Annotated in this window: 16 protein-coding genes and 2 tRNA genes; 1 reads left to right on the plus strand and 17 read right to left on the minus strand. The window is 72.1% G+C overall.

Annotated elements, in window-relative coordinates; genetic code table 11:
* Nucleotides 1-20 precede the first annotated feature (20 nt).
* The 10 genes from WDV06_RS07575 to WDV06_RS07620 all read right to left on the minus strand — a co-directional run bounded on the left by WDV06_RS07575 (nucleotide 21) and on the right by WDV06_RS07620 (nucleotide 8,552).
* Nucleotides 21-806, minus strand: coding sequence for a hypothetical protein (locus WDV06_RS07575; protein ID WP_395508865.1), 786 nt, complete (start codon nucleotides 804-806; stop codon nucleotides 21-23).
* Nucleotides 807-938: 132 nt separating this feature from the next.
* Complete coding sequence (leuS, locus tag WDV06_RS07580; protein WP_395508866.1) at nucleotides 939-3,809, minus strand: leucine--tRNA ligase; 2,871 nt, start codon at nucleotides 3,807-3,809, stop codon at nucleotides 939-941.
* Nucleotides 3,810-4,055: 246 nt separating this feature from the next.
* A tRNA-Ala gene (locus tag WDV06_RS07585) sits at nucleotides 4,056-4,128 on the minus strand.
* Nucleotides 4,129-4,285: 157 nt separating this feature from the next.
* Entirely contained in the window at nucleotides 4,286-4,519 is a 234-nt protein-coding gene (locus WDV06_RS07590) for a hypothetical protein (protein WP_007264019.1), read from the minus strand.
* 143 nt (nucleotides 4,520-4,662) lie between these two features.
* Nucleotides 4,663-4,735, minus strand: a tRNA-Ala gene (locus WDV06_RS07595).
* Between the two features lie 112 nt (nucleotides 4,736-4,847).
* Nucleotides 4,848-5,525 (minus strand): histidine phosphatase family protein, encoded by a 678-nt coding sequence (locus WDV06_RS07600; RefSeq protein WP_395508910.1) that lies wholly within the window; start codon nucleotides 5,523-5,525, stop codon nucleotides 4,848-4,850.
* Nucleotides 5,522-5,968, minus strand: a complete 447-nt coding sequence (gene rsfS, locus WDV06_RS07605) for a ribosome silencing factor (RefSeq protein WP_365159128.1) — start codon at nucleotides 5,966-5,968, stop codon at nucleotides 5,522-5,524. The genes WDV06_RS07600 and rsfS overlap by 4 nt, the downstream gene beginning before the upstream one ends.
* A 66-nt stretch (nucleotides 5,969-6,034) precedes the next feature.
* Complete coding sequence (locus WDV06_RS07610) at nucleotides 6,035-7,681, minus strand: LCP family protein (RefSeq protein ID WP_395508867.1); 1,647 nt, start codon at nucleotides 7,679-7,681, stop codon at nucleotides 6,035-6,037.
* 26 nt (nucleotides 7,682-7,707) lie between these two features.
* Nucleotides 7,708-8,325: a nicotinate-nucleotide adenylyltransferase gene (gene nadD, locus WDV06_RS07615; RefSeq protein WP_079426883.1), complete on the minus strand. Its 618-nt coding sequence runs from the start codon at nucleotides 8,323-8,325 to the stop codon at nucleotides 7,708-7,710.
* 59 nt (nucleotides 8,326-8,384) lie between these two features.
* Complete coding sequence (locus tag WDV06_RS07620; protein ID WP_395508868.1) at nucleotides 8,385-8,552, minus strand: hypothetical protein; 168 nt, start codon at nucleotides 8,550-8,552, stop codon at nucleotides 8,385-8,387.
* 137 nt (nucleotides 8,553-8,689) lie between these two features.
* Here WDV06_RS07620 and WDV06_RS07625 point away from each other — a divergent pair, with 137 nt between their 5' ends.
* Nucleotides 8,690-9,769, plus strand: a complete 1,080-nt coding sequence (locus tag WDV06_RS07625; RefSeq protein WP_395508869.1) for a M48 family metallopeptidase — start codon at nucleotides 8,690-8,692, stop codon at nucleotides 9,767-9,769.
* On the opposite strand, the gene WDV06_RS07630 is transcribed toward WDV06_RS07625, so the two are convergent.
* The 7 genes from WDV06_RS07630 to WDV06_RS07660 form a co-directional block, all read right to left on the minus strand.
* Nucleotides 9,753-10,997: an SCO2583 family membrane protein gene (locus WDV06_RS07630; RefSeq protein ID WP_395508870.1), complete on the minus strand. Its 1,245-nt coding sequence runs from the start codon at nucleotides 10,995-10,997 to the stop codon at nucleotides 9,753-9,755. The genes WDV06_RS07625 and WDV06_RS07630 overlap by 17 nt on opposite strands.
* Before the next feature lie 67 nt (nucleotides 10,998-11,064).
* Nucleotides 11,065-11,598: an SCO2584 family spore wall biosynthesis protein gene (locus tag WDV06_RS07635; RefSeq protein WP_395508871.1), complete on the minus strand. Its 534-nt coding sequence runs from the start codon at nucleotides 11,596-11,598 to the stop codon at nucleotides 11,065-11,067.
* 77 nt (nucleotides 11,599-11,675) lie between these two features.
* Nucleotides 11,676-12,959: a glutamate-5-semialdehyde dehydrogenase gene (locus WDV06_RS07640; RefSeq protein WP_395508872.1), complete on the minus strand. Its 1,284-nt coding sequence runs from the start codon at nucleotides 12,957-12,959 to the stop codon at nucleotides 11,676-11,678.
* A gap of 357 nt (nucleotides 12,960-13,316) precedes the next feature.
* Nucleotides 13,317-13,727: a hypothetical protein gene (locus WDV06_RS07645; RefSeq protein WP_395508911.1), complete on the minus strand. Its 411-nt coding sequence runs from the start codon at nucleotides 13,725-13,727 to the stop codon at nucleotides 13,317-13,319.
* Between the two features lie 81 nt (nucleotides 13,728-13,808).
* Complete coding sequence (proB, locus tag WDV06_RS07650; RefSeq protein WP_395508873.1) at nucleotides 13,809-14,936, minus strand: glutamate 5-kinase; 1,128 nt, start codon at nucleotides 14,934-14,936, stop codon at nucleotides 13,809-13,811.
* 82 nt (nucleotides 14,937-15,018) lie between these two features.
* Nucleotides 15,019-15,465 carry a GtrA family protein gene (locus WDV06_RS07655; RefSeq protein ID WP_395508874.1) on the minus strand — a complete coding sequence of 149 codons (447 nt, stop codon included), beginning with the start codon at nucleotides 15,463-15,465 and terminating at the stop codon, nucleotides 15,019-15,021.
* Complete coding sequence (locus WDV06_RS07660; RefSeq protein WP_395508875.1) at nucleotides 15,462-16,439, minus strand: glycosyltransferase family 2 protein; 978 nt, start codon at nucleotides 16,437-16,439, stop codon at nucleotides 15,462-15,464. The genes WDV06_RS07655 and WDV06_RS07660 overlap by 4 nt, the downstream gene beginning before the upstream one ends.
* Nucleotides 16,440-16,478 lie beyond the last annotated feature (39 nt).

Below are 16,478 nucleotides of genomic sequence, written 5' to 3' on the forward strand. Positions count from 1 at the left end.
CCCCGCCGCGGGCGCCGCGCTCAGGAAGCGGCTTCCGGCCTGCGGGCCTTCTGCCAGGGGTGGGTCGCCGCCGGCTTCGCGGGGTCCAGCGCGGCCCGCTGCTGCCCGGTCCGCCCCCGCGCGGCCGCACCGGCTCCCGGGGCCCCGGATCCCGCCGCACGCGACGACTCCGCACCCGCACCGGACGCCCCCGAACGCGCCCCCGGCCCCGCGTCCCACGCCGCCGCCGCGGCCGTCAGGTCGTCGACCGACTCCCGGGACCAGTCGCGCAGGGCGCTCGACTCGACCTCGATCTGCGCCGACAGCGCCTCCAGGTCCTCGTCGGCGAATTGGCGGGCCCGGTCACGGGCCGCCCACCGCAGCGAGTCGGCCGACTCCGTGATCTTCGCGGTGCGCTCCCGCAGGTCGGGCAGGCGCTCCGCGATCCGCTTGCGGTCCGGTTCCTGCTCCAGCCGCTTGAGCTCGTCGTCCAGCTCGTGTCCGTGCCGGCTCAGCCGCTCGAAGAGGGCGATGGACTCCTTCAGCGAGGCGTCCGCCTGAACGCCCTGGTAGAGGGCCGCCTGCGTGGCGCGCATCGACGACCGCAGGTCCAGGCGCAGCTGTGCCAGCGCCGCCGGCACCCCGCCCTGGGCGAGGCTCCTGGCCCTCAGGGTGGTGTCCTCCACCGTCCGGCGGGCCTGCGTGATCGTCCGGTCCACACCCCGCTTCGCCGCGCCGACCGCCTTGACGGTGGCCCAGGCTCCCAGCCCCAGGAAGGCGAACAGCACCACCAGGGCAAAGATGATGACCAACGCGCCTACCTCCATGAGGTTCCCTTCCCCGGCCGGATCCCGTCCCTTCCACCGTAAACGCCACGGGCAGGTCGGGGGTTCCATTCGAACCCCCAACCTGCCCGTACGGGATCACCCGGAGAACGGCGCCCCCGGGCGCCCCCGGCGTCAGATGACGATGTTCACCAGCTTCGGGGCGCGCACGATCACCTTGCGGATCTCGGCGCCGCCCAGCGCGGCCACGACGGCCGCGTCGGTGACCGCCAGCTGCTCCAGGTCTGCCTCCGAGATGGCCGGCGGCACCTCCAGGCGGGCCTTGACCTTGCCCTTGACCTGCACCACGCAGGTGACGGTCTCGTCGACCACGTACGCCGGGTCCGCGACGGGGAAGTCCTGGTGGACCACCGAGTCGGTGTGCCCCAGGCGGTGCCACAGCTCCTCCGCGATGTGCGGGGCGAGCGGGGCGATCAGCAGCACCAGGCGCTCGGCCACGGACCGCTCCAGCGGGCGGCCCGCCTTCGTCAGGGTGTTGTTCAGCTCGGTGATCTTGGCGATGGCGGTGTTGAACCGCAGGCCCGCCATGTCCGAGCCGGCCCCGTCGATGGCCTTGTGCAGGGCGCGCAGGGTCTCCTCGGCGGGCTCGGCGTCGACGACCGTCACCGCGCCCGTCTCCTCGTCCACGATGTTGCGCCACAGGCGCTGGAGCAGCCGGTACTGGCCGACGACGGCGCGGGTGTCCCAGGGACGGGAGACGTCCAGCGGGCCCATCGCCATCTCGTACAGGCGCAGCGTGTCGGCGCCGTACTCCTCGCAGATCTCGTCCGGGGTGACGGCGTTCTTGAGGGACTTGCCCATCTTGCCCAGCTCGCGCTTGACCGGCTCGCCCTGGAAGAAGAACCTGCCGTCGCGCTCCTGGACCTCGGTGGCCGCGACCGGGAAGCCGCGCTCGTCGCGGTAGACGTAGGCCTGGATCATGCCCTGGTTGAACAGCTTGTGGAACGGCTCGACCGAGGACACGTGGCCCAGGTCGAACAGCACCTTGGACCAGAAGCGCGCATACAGCAGGTGCAGCACCGCGTGCTCGGCGCCGCCCACGTACAGGTCGACGCCGCCGTGCGGGGCGCTCTCGCGCGGGCCCATCCAGTACTGCTCGATCTCCGGGTCGACCAGCGCGTCCGCGTTGTGCGGGTCCAGGTAGCGCAGCTCGTACCAGCAGGAGCCGGCCCAGTTGGGCATGGTGTTGGTCTCGCGGCGGTAGCGGCGCACGCCGCGCCCGTCGCCGAGGTCGAGCTCGACGTTGACCCAGTCGGCCTTGCGCGAGAGGGGGGTCTCGGGCTTGGAGTCGGCGTCGTCGGGCTCGAAGGTGCGCGGCGAGTAGTCCTCGACCTCGGGGAGCTCCAGCGGCAGCATCGACTCGGGCAGCGAGTGGGCGACGCCGTCCTCGTCGTAGACGATCGGGAAGGGCTCGCCCCAGTAGCGCTGGCGGCTGAACAGCCAGTCGCGCAGGCGGAAGTTGACGGTGCCCTCGCCGATGCCCCGCTCGGTCAGCCACTCGGTGATGGCGGCCTTGGCCTCGACCACGCCCATGCCGTCCAGGGAGATGCCCTCGCCGGCCGAGTTGACCAGCTTGGCGTCGTAGGAGACGAACGCGTCCTCCCACTCGGCCGGGTCGGTGCCGCGGCCGTCCGTGGGCTCGACCACGCAGCGGATCGGCAGCTCGAAGGCGCGGGCGAACTCGAAGTCGCGGGTGTCGTGCGCGGGAACGGCCATGATCGCGCCGGTGCCGTAGCCCATCAGCACGTAGTCGGCGATGAAGACGGGGACCTTCTGGCCGCTGACGGGGTTGACCGCGTACTCGCCGGTGAAGACGCCGGTCTTCTCCTTGGCGTCGGCCTGCCGCTCGACGTCGGACTTGGCGCCGGCCTGCTTGCGGTACGCGGCGACGGCCTCGGCGGGGGTGGCGTGCCCGCCGGTCCACACGTCGCGGGTGCCCTCGGGCCAGGCGGCGGGGACGAACTTCTCGACCAGCGGGTGCTCGGGCGCCAGCACCATGTAGGTGGCGCCGAACAGGGTGTCGGGGCGGGTGGTGAAGACCGTGATGGCCTCCTCGCCCAGGGCGAAGTCGACGCGCGCGCCCTCGCTGCGGCCGATCCAGTTGCGCTGCTGGAGCTTGATGGCCTCGGGCCAGTCCAGCGCGTCCAGGTCGTCCAGCAGCCGGTCGGCGTACGCGGTGATGCGCATGTTCCACTGGCTCAGGCGGGACTTGAAGACCGGGAAGTTGCCGCGCTCGGAGCGGCCGTCGGCGGTGACCTCTTCGTTGGCCAGTACGGTGCCCAGCCCGGGGCACCAGTTGACGGGCGCGTCGGAGGCGTAGGCCAGGCGGTACTGGTTCAGCACGTCCGCGCGCTCGCCGGCGGTCAGCTCCGCCCAGGCCCGGCCGCCGGGGACCTCACGGGAGCCGTTCTCGAAGGCGGCGACCAGCTCGGCGATAGGCCGGGCCTTGTTCGCGTCGGTGTCGTAGTACGCGTTGTAGATCTGCAGGAAGATCCACTGGGTCCACTTGTAGTACTCCGGGTCGATCGTCGCGAACGACCGGCGCTTGTCGTGGCCCAGGCCCAGCCGGCGCAGCTGGAGCTTCATGTTCTCGATGTTCGCCTCGGTCGACACGCGCGGGTGCGTGCCGGTCTGCACGGCGTACTGCTCGGCCGGCAGGCCGAAGGCGTCGAAGCCCAGGGTGTGCAGGACGTTGTGGCCGGACATCCGCTGGTGGCGGGCGTAGACGTCGGTGGCGATGTACCCGAGGGGGTGCCCGACGTGCAGGCCCGCGCCCGAGGGGTACGGGAACATGTCCATGATGAACTTCTTGGGCCGGGCGACGACCGCCGGGTCGCCGGCCAGGTCCCCGGTCGGGTTGGGCGCCTCGTAGGTGCCCTCCGCGTCCCATACGTCCTGCCAGCGTGCCTCGATGTCGGCGGCCATGGCAGCCGTGTAACGGTGCCCCTCGGCCGCCTCGGGGGCCGGGGTGTTCGTCTCGCTCATGATTCCTGAAGCTCCATCGATCGTCTCTGCCGTCTCTGCCTGCCCAAACGAAAAAACCCCTCGCACAGGAGGGGACGCCGCGCCGATGCCGACCCTCTCGGGGTCGGTGCTGCTCAGCGCGGCTCGGTAAGCAGAAGGCGTACGGCACGCATGGCGTCAGGGTACCGCAGGGGCTCGTCCGGCCGCTCTGCCGTTCCGCACAACGAGAAGAGGGCCACCCGATCCGGGTGACCCTCTTCCACACTGTGGAGCTAAGGAGAATTGAACTCCTGACCTCCTGCATGCCATGCAGGCGCTCTACCAACTGAGCTATAGCCCCTTGTTTCTCTCTGCCGCCGGGCCCCTTCTCGGTTTCCCTTGCCGGTTCCCCCTGGCGACATCGAGAACATTACACGGTCATGGCCCCAGACCAAAAATCGGTTTCCCCGGGCCCCGTTATGTCCGATTCGCCCGTATTTTGACCTCGTGTGAGCCGGTCATGCCCGGGCGAACTGGTAGAAGCGTTTGAGCGTGCAGTGCTCGTCGAGGAGGCGGCCGTAGATCGGCTCGCCCTCCAGCTCCCGGTAGGTCTCGATGGGATCGCCTTTTATGATCAGCGCCCGCGCGCATTCCTCGCACCAGTACTGGTAGTCGGGATTGACCGGCTCCATGTCCCGAACGATCGGCGTGCCGTTGTTGCACCAGTCGCACCGCCGCCGGTGTGCACCCATCCGTCAGCGACTCCCTCCCGCGTCGGACCGTCGTGTCCCCCTCCGGCCGTCCGATTCTGCCACGCCGGTCCCGGCGGGGTCAGCAAGCACAGGGAGGACAAACGCAAGGATCCCGCCCCCTGTTGGGGACGGGATCCTGATTGTGGAGCTAAGGAGAATTGAACTCCTGACCTCCTGCATGCCATGCAGGCGCTCTACCAACTGAGCTATAGCCCCGCTCTCCGCGGCGTTCCCCCCGTTTCCGGTGTTCTTCGCTGCGAACAAGAAGAACTCTAGCCTGTGACCAGCCGGAAAGTGAAATCCGGGTCGGAGCGGCCCGCGGAGGGGCTCAGTCGTCGTCGCCGAGCACCGGCTCCGGCAGGGTGCCGGCGTTGTGCTCCAGCAGCCGCCAGCCCCGCGCGCCCTCGCCGAGGACGGACCAGCAGCAGTTGGAGAGGCCGCCGAGGCTCTCCCAGTCACGCGCCTCCAGCCGCAGCAGGCGGCCGATGGTCGTACGGATGGTGCCGCCGTGGCTGACGACGACGAGCGTGCCGCCCGCGGGCAGCAGGTCGGCGTGTTCGAGCACCACGGGGGCGGCACGGTCGGCGACCTCGGTCTCCAGCTCGCCCCCACCGCGCCGGACGGGCTCGCCGCGCTTCCACGCCGCGTACTGCTCGCCGTACTTCTCGACGATCTCCTCGTGCGTCAGCCCCTGCCACTCACCGGCGTACGTCTCGCGCAGCGCCTCGGTGTGCGCCACGGGCAGACGCGTGACGGCGGCCAGCTCGGCGGCCGTGGCAGCGGCCCGCTTCAGGTCGGAGGCCACGATGGCGTCCGGCTTCAGCGAGGCGAGCAGCCGGGCGGCGCGGCGCGCCTGCGCCAGCCCCGTCTCGGTCAGCTCGATGTCCGTGGAGCCCTGGAAGCGGCGCTCCAGGTTCCAGGAGGTCTGGCCGTGCCGCCAGAGGACGATCTTCCTGCCGGTACCGGCGGCGCCGCCGGGCCTCCCGGTGCTGGTGGCCGCGCTCAGAACAGATCACCGTCCAGGTCGTCGTCGCCCTGCGCCTCTCGCAGCTTGGCGTGCTCCTCGGCCTTGCCGATGGTGAGCTTGGCGTCCTCGGGGAGCTCGATCTCGGGGCAGTCCTTCCACAGGCGCTCCAGCGCGTAGAAGACGCGCTCCTCGCTGTGCTGGACGTGGACCACGATGTCGACGTAGTCGAGCAGGATCCAGCGGGCGTCGCGGTCGCCTTCGCGGCGCACCGGCTTGGCGCCGAGCTCCTTGAGCAGCCGCTCCTCGATCTCGTCCACGATCGACTTGACCTGGCGGTCGTTGGGCGCGGAGGCGAGCAGGAAGGCGTCGGTGATCGACAGCACGTCGCTGACGTCGTACGCGATGATGTCGTGCGCGAGCCGGTCGGCCGCCGCCTGGGCGGCGGTGGTGATGAGCTCGATGGAGCGGTCCGTGGCGGTCACTGGCCATGCTTTCGGGTTGGCGGGCAGATTCCTACAAGGGTCTCATGTACTGCCGGCACCGCCCGGTCAGGACGGCTTCCAGTCCTTGCCCAGGGTCACCACGACGTCCGCGTTGACCAGGCTCTCGGCCTTCTTCACGGCCGTCTCCGGCAGCCCCAGCGTCTTGGCGACGTCGACCGCCCGGGCCCGCTGTCCGTCGTCCTGGTACGTGATCTGCGTGGTGGCCGCCGCCCGGTCGGCCTTGCCGCCGTCCACGAACGAGTAGCCGCCGTTGAGCAGCGCCGCCTTGGCCGCCACCTGCGCCTTCTCGTCGCCCGTGGCGTCCTTGAGGCCCACGCGCGGGGCCGCTCCGGGCTGGGCCGCGGAGACGGTGCCGCCGAGGAGTTCCCTGACCGTCTTCTTGGAGGCGTCGTCGGTCAGGCTCCCGTCGGGCTTCACCGCGAGCACCTCGGTGCGGTACGCGGCCGTCTTGGCGTGCTCCCCGATCCGCGCCAGGAGGCCGCCGAGGTTCTGCGCGTCGAGCCCCGGGTCCAGGATCTGGCCCAGGCTCTCGACGGTCGTGGCGGCGGCCTTGGGGTCGGAGGGGATCTTGCGCAGGACGGCGTAGAGGACCCGGCCCGTGCGCTCCAGCTGCCTGGCCTCGGGTTCGCCCTGGGCCCGGTGGGTGGCGTAGGCGACGGCCATGGCACCGGTCAGGCTCTGCTTGGGCCCCTGTCCGACGGCCGGGGTCTTGGCCTGGTCGTCCGCGGGCACGGCCGCGTCGGTGTCGACCTCGATGCCGCCGACCAGCTCGACCAGGCGCTCCAGGAAGGGGGTGTCCAGGCGCCAGGTGCCGCCGATGCGGGTGCCGAGGGCGGTGTCCAGGGCCTCGCGGGTGCCGATGCCGCCGTCCTCGACGGACTTGCCGAGGGTGGTGCCGGTGCCGTCCTCCTTGGTGACGGCGAGGGTGCCGGGCAGCAGGACGGTGGCCCCCTGCCGCGCGGTGACGTTGTCGACGAGGAGGGCGGTGGAGCTGCCGCCCCGCTTGGTGTTGCGCAGGTGGACGACGATCATGTCGCGCTTCTGGGCGCCGGCGGCCGTCGCGGCGCCCTTCTTCTGGCCGGGGCCGTCGAGGAACGGAAGTCCGCCCGCGTACCAGAGGTAGCCGAGCCCGCCGACGACGAGGAGGGCCAGGACGACGACCAGCGCGACCACCCGGTTGCGGCCGCGGCGGCGGGCCTCCTCGCGGCGCTCGGTGCGGCTCTCGGTGAAGGCGAGCCAGTCGATGACGTCCTCGGAGTCCTCGTCGGGCTGGTCGAGGAAGGCGAACTGCTCGGTGCGGTAGCCGGCGGCCTCGGCCGGGGCCTCCCGCTCGGCCCGGCGCGGCTCGGGGACGGGGGCGGCGGCGGGCTGCTGCGCGGGGGCCTCGGGGGCGTCGGCCTGCTGCGGGATCCACTGCTGGGGCTGCCGGGCGTCGTGGCCGTGGGAGGGGGCCTCGGCGTATCCCTGCACCTGCCGCTCGTACCCGTACTGCTGTTCGTGGGACTGCTGTGCGTACGACTGCCCGTACGGGGGCTCGTACTGCTGCTCGTACCGTTGCTCGTACGGGGGCGGGGCGGGCTGGAGGGGCTGCTGCGCGGGCACCTGGCCGTACAGCGGCCGGCCGTACGGGTCGTAGCCGATGAGCTGCTGCTGGGCGGCGTACGGGTCGTACGGATCCTGTGGGTCGTTCACCGCGGGCCTCTCGTCGTTCCGGAAGCTCAGGCTCCCCGGTACAGCTCACGCTTGTCGATGTAGCGCACCACACCGTCCGGGACCAGGTACCAGACGGGGTCGCCTTCGGCGACGCGGGCGCGGCAGTCCGTGGAGGAGATCGCCAGCGCGGGCACCTCGACGAGCGAGACGCCGCCCTCGGGCAGGCCGTCGTCGGTCAGGACGTGGCCCGGCCGGGTCACGCCGATGAAGTGGGCGAGGGAGAACAGCTCGTCGGCGTTGCGCCAGGTGAGGATCTGCGCGAGGGCGTCGGCGCCGGTGATGAAGAAGAGGTCGGCGTCCTCGTTGAGCGCGCTCAGGTCGCGCAGGGTGTCGATCGTGTACGTGGGACCGCCGCGGTCGATGTCGATGCGGCTCACCGAGAACTGCGGGTTCGAGGCGGTGGCGATGACCGTCATCAGGTAGCGGTCCTCGGCGGGCGACACGGCCCGCTGGGACTTCTGCCACGGTTCGCCCGTGGGGACGAACACCACCTCGTCGAGGTGGAAAAGGGCGGCCACCTCGCTGGCGGCCACCAGGTGTCCGTGGTGGATCGGGTCGAACGTCCCGCCCATCACGCCGAGCCGGCGCTTGACCGGGCCCGTAGGCACTTCCTGCTCTCCCATGAGCGCAGAGCCTACTGGCCCGGTGCCGCGCGCGCGGAGGCCCGGTCCGAACGAGTGGTTCAGCGGTCGCGGTTCAGGCGCGTGGTCACCCAGAGCATCAGCAGCAGGATGAAGAGCGCACCGCCACCGGTCAGGTAGGGGTTCAGGCTCTCGTGGTTGCCGCCTTGCTGCTCGGCGCCCTCCGAAGCGAGGAGGACGAGGTTGTGGGCGGTGGCGGAGAGGCTCATCAGGCAGGTACCTATCGAGTCGGGGAGCGAGCGGAGACTTCCCTCACATCGTATGCGGGGGCCCGGGGCACGCTCACGCCGACTCAGGCGTTGAGAGGATGGACGCAGTTCAGCGGAGGCCGAGCCAGGGGGAAACCATGACGGACAGCGGATTCGAGAAGACACCGGCACGCGATCGCCGCAGGTTCCCGGGCATCTCCTCCCGGGCCTACGAGCACCCGGCGGACCGGTCGGCGCTGGTCGCCCTGCGCAAGCTGGCCGGGTTCGACACGGTCTTCAAGGCCCTGAGCGGGCTGCTCCCCGAGCGGAGCCTGCGGCTGCTGTTCCTGTCGGAGTCGGTGCGCGTGGGCGAGAGCCAGTTCCCCCACCTGTACGAGATGCTGCGGGACGCCTGTTACATCCTGGACCTGGAGAAGGTCCCCCAGATGTACGTGCAGCAGGACCCCAAGCCGAACGCCATGTGCATCGGGCTGGACGAGCCGATCATCGTGGTGACGACGGCGCTGGTGGAGCTGCTCGACGAGGAGGAGATGCGGGCGGTCGTGGGCCACGAGGTGGGCCACGCGCTGTCCGGGCACTCCGTGTACCGCACGGTGCTGCTGTTCCTGACGAACCTGGCGCTGAAGGTGGCGTGGATCCCGCTGGGCAATGTGGCGGTCACGGCGCTCGTCACGGCGCTGCGCGAGTGGTTCCGCAAGTCGGAGCTGTCGGCGGACCGGGCCGGGCTGCTGGTGGGGCAGGACGCGAACGCGTCGATGCGCGGGCTGATGAAGATCGCGGGCGGCAACCACCTGCACGAGATGAACGTCGACGCCTTCCTGGCCCAGGCCGACGAGTACGAGGCGGGCGGGGACCTGCGCGACTCGGTCCTGAAGATCCTCAACATGCTGCCGCGCACGCACCCCTTCCCCACGGTGCGCGCCGCCGAGCTGCGCAAGTGGTCGCAGAGCCGGGACTACCAGCGGATCATGGACGGGCACTACCCGCGGCGGGAGGAGGACAAGGACACGTCGGTGACCGACTCCTTCCGCGAGTCCGCCTCGCACTACGCGGACTCGGTGCGGACGAGCAGGGATCCGCTGATGAAGCTGGTCGGCGACATAGCCGGCGGCGCGGGCGACCTGGGCGGGAAGCTGCGCGACCGGTTCACCGGGGCGGCCGGCGGCGGGAACGCCCGGGCGGGCGGCGAGGACGGGGGCGCTACCGGCCGGGGCTGAGGGACGCGGGCGGGGGCGGCGCCTGCGGCCGGGCCACGGGCGTTCCGGCCGCCTGATCCGCCCGGGACGGCTCCGAGGACTGCGCCGGCTGTGACGGCGGGGTGGACGAGGGCGGGGCGGAGGCGGCCCCGGCCGGGTCCATGACCCCGCACAGTCCGGCGGCGCGCCGGGGGTGGCCGTTGGCGTACGGGTCGCTGACCGGCGGGCCGACCGTGGTGGGCCCGGCCCCGGCCAGCAGCGGGCGGAAGCCTCCGGCCGGGTCGGCGGCGCAGTCCTGGGGGCCGGCCATCACGTAGGAGGAGGTCAGCTCCGCCCGGCGGGTGGTGAGGTCCTCGTGGTCGAAGCGCAGCCGCAGCTCGCGCCGGACGGTGAAGAGGGAGGCCGCGTCGGGTCCGGCCGCTCCCCGTACGGCGTACACGAAGGTGTGGTCGGTGGTGACGACCAGCTCCTCCGGGCTGGTCTCCTCGAAGGCGAGCACGCCGTCGACCCGGACGCGGGAGTCGGCCAGGACGGCGGTCTGCGGGTCGAAGCGGACCAGCCAGCCGGTGGCGGCGTGCCGGCCGTCCCCGGACGGCGATGTCATGCTCTCGTCGAACTGGGCCAGCTGCCCGGGGTCCAGGAGCACGCGCACGGGCCGGGAGGCGGCACCGGAGAGCACGTCGGGGTCCAGGGAGGACTGCACCAGGTAGTCCTTGGCGATGGACAGCGCGGCCAGGACCTGGCTCTCGGTGAAGTGGTGGGTCCGGCGTACCGCCGGCAGGGTGATCCCGGCCGCCCCGGTCCGGTAGTCGGCCGCCGGGCTCTGGGCGTAGAGGTCGGCCGGTTTGCCACCGGGGACGGCGGAGGACGGCGCCAGGGGCACGACGGTGCTGCCGAGGGGCTCGGCACCGCCGCCGGCCGGGGGCACGTAGGGGTTGCGCAGGCCCAGGTAGACGGCGACGGCGAAGGCCGTCGCGATGAGCAGGACCAGCAGCATGCCCTGGCGGGCACCGCGCCCCGGGGTTCCGTTCCCGCGGCCGGCGGAGCCGCCGCCGGACCAGATGGAGCGGCTGCGGACGGCCCGGGCGTGCTCACCCATGCGTTCCTGGGCGGAGAACTCCTGGAGGCGGGCGGCGCGGACGAAGTCCTCGTCGAACACCACCGACCGGTACTCGTCCGGGCGCAGTTCGTCGTCGCCCCCGCCGAATCCCTCGGGGGTGCCGTTGGGTGGGTCTCCTGGTACGGCCATCGCTTCTCCCGCTGTCCCCGCTTCAGAGAAGCCCCCGGCCCTGGAACGGGCGAGTGGGGTCGTACCTTCAGGGTTGGCGGCCGACGGGGTACGTAAACGCGCCGACGCCGGTGACTTCCCCGAGCGGGGTACTGGCGGGAGCGGGTGCGGGGTCCGCTTCGCCGGCGGCGCTGCGGTAGACGGCGCCGAAGGCCAGCGCCACCATCCCGAGCCCCATGACGACGGCGAGTACCCAGGCGACGGGTCTCAGCCAGCCGGCCCGGCCGCGGTAGGGGCGCAGGCTGCCGCCGTAGGCCCCGTACGGCCCCTCGGCGCAGCCGTGGGCGCCGGCTTCCCAGTCGGGGTCGTCGTAGGGGTACCCGTCCGGGTGGGCGTGGTCGTCCTCGCCCGCCCAGCCGCCCGCGACGCGGGCGGCCTCGGCCTCGGCGCGGGCCAGGTCGGCGGCGCGCTGGCGCTCGGCCGCGCTCGGTTCATGGATCTCGGCGCCCCGGACGAAGGCCTCGTCGAACACCACGGAGGCGAAGTACTGATCCGCGCCTCCGCGGTCGTCGTCGGGCTCCCCGTCGTCCGGGAACGGCTTGCCCCCCACGTCGTCCGGCACGGGAACAGCGTAGACCTGGGGGGCCGCTTTGGGCAGGGTGAAAGCCGGAATCCGGCCACACCGGGTTCGGGTGGCGGTTACCGGATGTGACCGTCGCCGGTGACGATGTACTTGGTGGAGGTGAGCTCGGGCAGCCCCATCGGGCCCCGGGCGTGCAGCTTCTGGGTGGAGATGCCGATCTCCGCACCGAACCCGAACTGGCCACCGTCGGTGAACCGGGTGGAGGCGTTCACGGCGACGGTGGTCGAGTCGACCAACTGGGTGAAGCGGCGCGCGGCGGCCTGCGAGGTGGTGACGATCGCCTCGGTGTGGCCGGAGGTCCAGCGGCGGATGTGGGCGACGGCGTCGTCGAGGGAGTCCACGACGGCGGCGGCGATGTCGTACGACAGGTACTCGGCGGCCCAGTCCTCGTCGGTGGCGGGCAGGGCGGTGACCTTGCTCTCCTCGGCGGCGGCCAGCACCCGGGCGTCGCCGTGGACGGTCACGCCGGCGTCGGCGAGGGCGTCGAGGGCGCGGGGCAGGAAGGCGTCGGCGATGTCGCGGTGGACGAGGAGGGTCTCGGCGGCGTTGCAGACGGAGGGCCGCTGGGCCTTGGAGTTGACGAGGATGTCCACGGCCATGCCGAGGTCGGCCTGGGCGTCGACGTAGACGTGGCAGTTGCCGGTACCGGTCTCGATGACCGGGACGGTGGACTCCTCGACGACGGTCTTGATGAGGGAGGCGCCGCCGCGCGGGATGAGCACGTCGACGAGGCCGCGGGCCCGCATCAGCTCGCGGACGGAGTCGCGGGACTCGCCGGGGACGAGCTGGATCGCGTCGGCGGGCAGGCCGGCGCTCACGATCGCGTCGCGCAGGATGGCGACGAGGGCGGTGTTGGAGGCGTAGGCGGAGGAACTGCCGCGCAGGAGGACGGCGTTGCCGGACTTCAGGCAGAGGGCGGCGGCGTCGACGGTGACGTTGGGGCGGGCCTCGTAGATGATGCCGACGACGCCGAGGGGGACGCGGATCTGCCGGAGGTCGATGCCGTTGGGGAGGGTGGAGCCGCGGACGACCTCGCCGACGGGGTCCGGGAGGGCCGCGACGTCGCGGACGTCGGAGGCGATGGCGGCGACGCGCTCCGGGGTGAGCGTGAGCCGGTCGACGACGGTCTCGCTGGTGCCGGCGGCGCGGGCCTTGTCGGTGTCGACGGCGTTGGCGGCGACGATCTCGGCCGTACGGGCCTCCAGCGCCTCCGCGATGGCCAGCAGGGCGGTGTCCTTGGCGGACCGCGGGAGTGGCGCGATGGCGGCGGCGGCGGTACGGGCCGCCTGCGCGGTGGCGGTGACGGGGGAGGTCGCGGGGGCGTCGTCGAGCGAGGTCATGCCGCCCAGGGTAATCCCCGGCCCCCGCCCCGCTCACGGGGTTCCACCCCGCGAGACGCCCCTCCCACCTCGGCCGGAGCGGTGGCCGGGCTGCCGCGGCGCGGAGCCGTCTCCCCGCCCCGCCCTTTCTCCGTTTCCCGGGGCAAGCCCCGGCCCCCTGTTCCCGGGGCTCCGCCCCGGACCCCGCGCCTCGACCGCCGGCGGGGCCACACGTGGCCCGCGCGGCGGCGCACCCCCCGCCGAGGCCCCCGGACCCCAGCCGGGGCCGGCATCCCACCCGGCTCCCGGCGGACGGAGTCCGCCGCAGCGGCGCGAAGCCGGGGAGGCGCCCCGGCGCCGGGCCGTGCGAGCGGTGCGTCAATAGGGGTGCACGCCCACCGGGTGGGCCGGGGGTGGGCCGTAGCCCTCCGCGACGCGTTGGTGGTACGTCGTGCGGTCGATGACCTCCAGCCCGACGATCTCCCACGGAGGCAGCTGCGCCGTGGAACGGTGCTCGCCCCACAGCCGCAGGGCGACGGCCGCCGCGTCGTGCAGGTCGCGGGCCTCCTCCCAGTACCGGATCTCCGCGTGGTCGTCGGCGTACCGGCTCGTCAGCAGGAAGGGGTGGTCGTGCGCGAGCTGCTCCAGCCCGCGCCGCACCTCCGACAGCGGCGTCGGCCTGCCCGAGACGCTCAGCGTCACGTGCCAGAGGCGGGACACCGGGCCCGGCTCCTCCCCGCCGGCGCCGCCGTCCCCGGTACCGACGCTGGTCAGCGCTCGTCTCACCAGCCGCCTCCTGTCTGCGCTACGCGTGTCCGCCCCTCACAGTTGACCAGTCCCCGGCCCGCCGCGCGGTGGTTTTCCCGAACCTCAGCCCTGCAGCAGGACCAGATCGTCCCGGTGCACGACCTCCCGCTCGTACGCGGGTCCGAGCTCCCGCGCAAGCTCGCGGGTGGAGCGGCCGAGGAGCTGCGGGAGCTCCTTGGCGTCGAAGTTGACCAGGCCCCGCGCCACCGCGACCCCCTCGGCGGAACGCAGCTCGACGGGGTCGCCGGCGACGAAGTCGCCCTCGACGGCCGCGATGCCCGCCGGCAGCAGGGAGCTGCCGCGCTGGGTGACGGCGCGGACGGCGCCGTCGTCGAGGACGAGGTGGCCCTGCGGGGTGGAGGCGTGCTGGAGCCACAGCAGCCGGTCGGCCGAGCGCCGGCCGGTGGGGTGGAAGAGGGTGCCGGTGTCACGGCCGGCCAGGGCGTCGGCCGCCCTGCTGGCGGAGGTGAGGACGACGGGGACGCCCGCCGCCGCGGCGATCCGGGCGGCCTCGACCTTGGTGACCATGCCGCCGGTGCCGACGCCCGCCTTGCCGGCGCTGCCGATGGAGACGTGGGCGATGTCCTCGGGCCCGCGCACCTCCTCGACGCGGGCGGTGCCGGGCAGGGAGGGGTCGCCGTCGTAGAGGCCGTCGACGTCGGAGAGGAGGACGAGCAGGTCGGCGCGGACCAGGTGGGCGACGAGGGCGGCCAGCCGGTCGTTGTCGCCGAAGCGGATCTCGTCGGTGGCGACGGTGTCGTTCTCGTTGACGACGGGCAGCGCGCCCATGGCCAGGAGCTGGTCCAGGGTGTTGAAGGCGTTGCGGTAGTGCGCGCGCCGGCTGGTGTCGTCGGTGGTGAGCAGCACCTGACCGACGCGGACGCCGTAGCGGGCGAAGGAGGCGGTGTAGCGGGCGACGAGGAGGCCCTGGCCGACGCTGGCCGCGGCCTGCTGGCGGGCCAGGTCCTTGGGCCGGCGGGCGAGGCCGAGGGGGGAGAGCCCGGCGGCGATGGCGCCGGAGGAGACCAGGACGATCTCCTTCTCGCCGCCGCTGCGGGCCTTGGCCAGGACGTCGACCAGTGCGTCCACGCGGTCGGCGTCGAGTCCGCCCGCCGCGGTGGTGAGGGAGGAGGAGCCGACCTTGACCACGATCCTGCGGGCGTCCACGACACCCTGCCTAGCCGCTGACACGTCTTTCCCCTCACACATGCACGAAACCGACCAACCAACTGGCTCAATCTACGGGGTCCCGTGCCGGCCCCGCCCGCCGGTTTCAGCCCCTGGACGCGGAGCCCGCCGCCGCCCGCTCCGGTTCGCGGGCCTGGTCGGGGCCCGTCCCCGGGATGAGGATCTTGCGGGAGAGCACGAAGGTGAACGGGATGGCGAGGACGGCGGCGACCAGCGGGGCGATCCGGGTGTCCATGCCGACCCAGGTCACCAGGGCGTAGAGGCCCGCGGACTGGATCACGTAGTTGGTGACGTTCGTCAGCGGGAAGAGCAGGAACTTCTTCCAGGTGGGGCGGGTGCGGTAGGTGAAGTAGGTGTTCATGAAGAACGAGCCGACCATCGCCAGCAGGAAGGCCAGGGTGTACGCGGCGAAGTACGGCATCCACGGGTGCAGGCACAGGTAGATGACGAAGAAGGTGCCGGTGTTGACCCCGCCCACCAGGGCGAAACGGAAGATCTGCCCGAGCTGCTCGCGGCGGGAGTGAGTGTTCATCGGCTGCTGCGCTCCGCGACGACCGGTTCCGAGGGCGCGGCGGCCACGGGCGCGCCGTGGGCCTCCTTGACCAGGAAGTGCGGGCGGCGCTTGGTCTCGTAGTAGATGCGGCCGATGTACTCGCCGATCAGGCCCAGCATGATCATCTGCATGCCGCCGATGCCCGCGATCATCGCGATGATCGTGACGTAGCCGGGGGCGTCGATGCCGTTGGTGATGGCCATCACGGTGATCCACAGCGCGTACAGGCCGGTCAGCGCGACGAGCGAGACCCCGAGCCAGATACCGATGCGCAGCGGCCGGTTGTTGAAGGAGATCAGTCCGTCCATGCCGTAGTTCAGCAGGGAGGCGAACTTCCACTTCGTCTCGCCCGCTTCGCGCTGGGCGTTCCGGTAGTCGAAGTGGACGGTGTCGAAGCCGATCCAGGAGAAGAGCCCCTTGGAGAAGCGGTTGTACTCGGGGAGCGCGAGCAGGGCGTCCACGGCGGGCCGCGACAGGAGCCGGAAGTCGCCGACGCCGTCGGTGAGCTCGACGTCGACCCAGCGGTTGACCCCCCGGTAGTAGAGGCGGCTGAGGGCCGAGCGGAGCTTCTTGTCCCCTTCGCGGGTGCGCCGGGCGATGACCTGGTCGTGGCCCTGGCGGTAGTGCTCCAGCATGGTGGCGATGAGCTCCGGCGGGTGCTGGAGGTCCGCGTCCATGATCACGACGGCGTCGCCGGTGGCCTCGCGCAGGCCGGCGAGCATGCCCGCCTCCTTGCCGAAGTTCCTGCTGAAGGAGACGTAGCGGGTCCGGTCCCGGTGCTCGGCTGCGATCTTCCGGAGTTTCCCGAGGGTGCCGTCGCGGCTGCCGTCGTCGACGTAGCAGACCTCGTACTCGACGGGCAGGGCGTCCAGAACCTTGCGGATCTCCTCGTCGAAGCGGTCGATGACCGCTTCTTCGTTGTAACAGGGGACGACTACCGACAGCTTGGTCATGGGCACTTCCTGCTGGGGTCCGAACGGGTGATTGTCGGC

This window comes from Streptomyces racemochromogenes (assembly GCF_044129415.1).
GTDB lineage: Bacteria > Actinomycetota > Actinomycetes > Streptomycetales > Streptomycetaceae > Streptomyces > Streptomyces racemochromogenes_A.

What these genes read in the sequence shown, in the direction of transcription:
- WDV06_RS07575 (WP_395508865.1), bottom strand. Translation starts at nt 806, where the DNA reads ATGGAGGTAGGCGCGTTGGTCATCATCTTTGCCCTGGTGGTGCTGTTC.
- leuS (WP_395508866.1), bottom strand. Translation starts at nt 3,809, where the DNA reads ATGAGCGAGACGAACACCCCGGCCCCCGAGGCGGCCGAGGGGCACCGT.
- WDV06_RS07590 (WP_007264019.1), bottom strand. Translation starts at nt 4,519, where the DNA reads ATGGGTGCACACCGGCGGCGGTGCGACTGGTGCAACAACGGCACGCCG.
- nadD (WP_079426883.1), bottom strand. Translation starts at nt 8,325, where the DNA reads ATGGGAGAGCAGGAAGTGCCTACGGGCCCGGTCAAGCGCCGGCTCGGC.
- WDV06_RS07620 (WP_395508868.1), bottom strand. Translation starts at nt 8,552, where the DNA reads ATGAGCCTCTCCGCCACCGCCCACAACCTCGTCCTCCTCGCTTCGGAG.
- WDV06_RS07625 (WP_395508869.1), top strand. Translation starts at nt 8,690, where the DNA reads ATGACGGACAGCGGATTCGAGAAGACACCGGCACGCGATCGCCGCAGG.
- WDV06_RS07630 (WP_395508870.1), bottom strand. Translation starts at nt 10,997, where the DNA reads ATGGCCGTACCAGGAGACCCACCCAACGGCACCCCCGAGGGATTCGGC.
- WDV06_RS07640 (WP_395508872.1), bottom strand. Translation starts at nt 12,959, where the DNA reads ATGACCTCGCTCGACGACGCCCCCGCGACCTCCCCCGTCACCGCCACC.
- WDV06_RS07655 (WP_395508874.1), bottom strand. Translation starts at nt 15,465, where the DNA reads ATGAACACTCACTCCCGCCGCGAGCAGCTCGGGCAGATCTTCCGTTTC.
- WDV06_RS07660 (WP_395508875.1), bottom strand. Translation starts at nt 16,439, where the DNA reads ATGACCAAGCTGTCGGTAGTCGTCCCCTGTTACAACGAAGAAGCGGTC.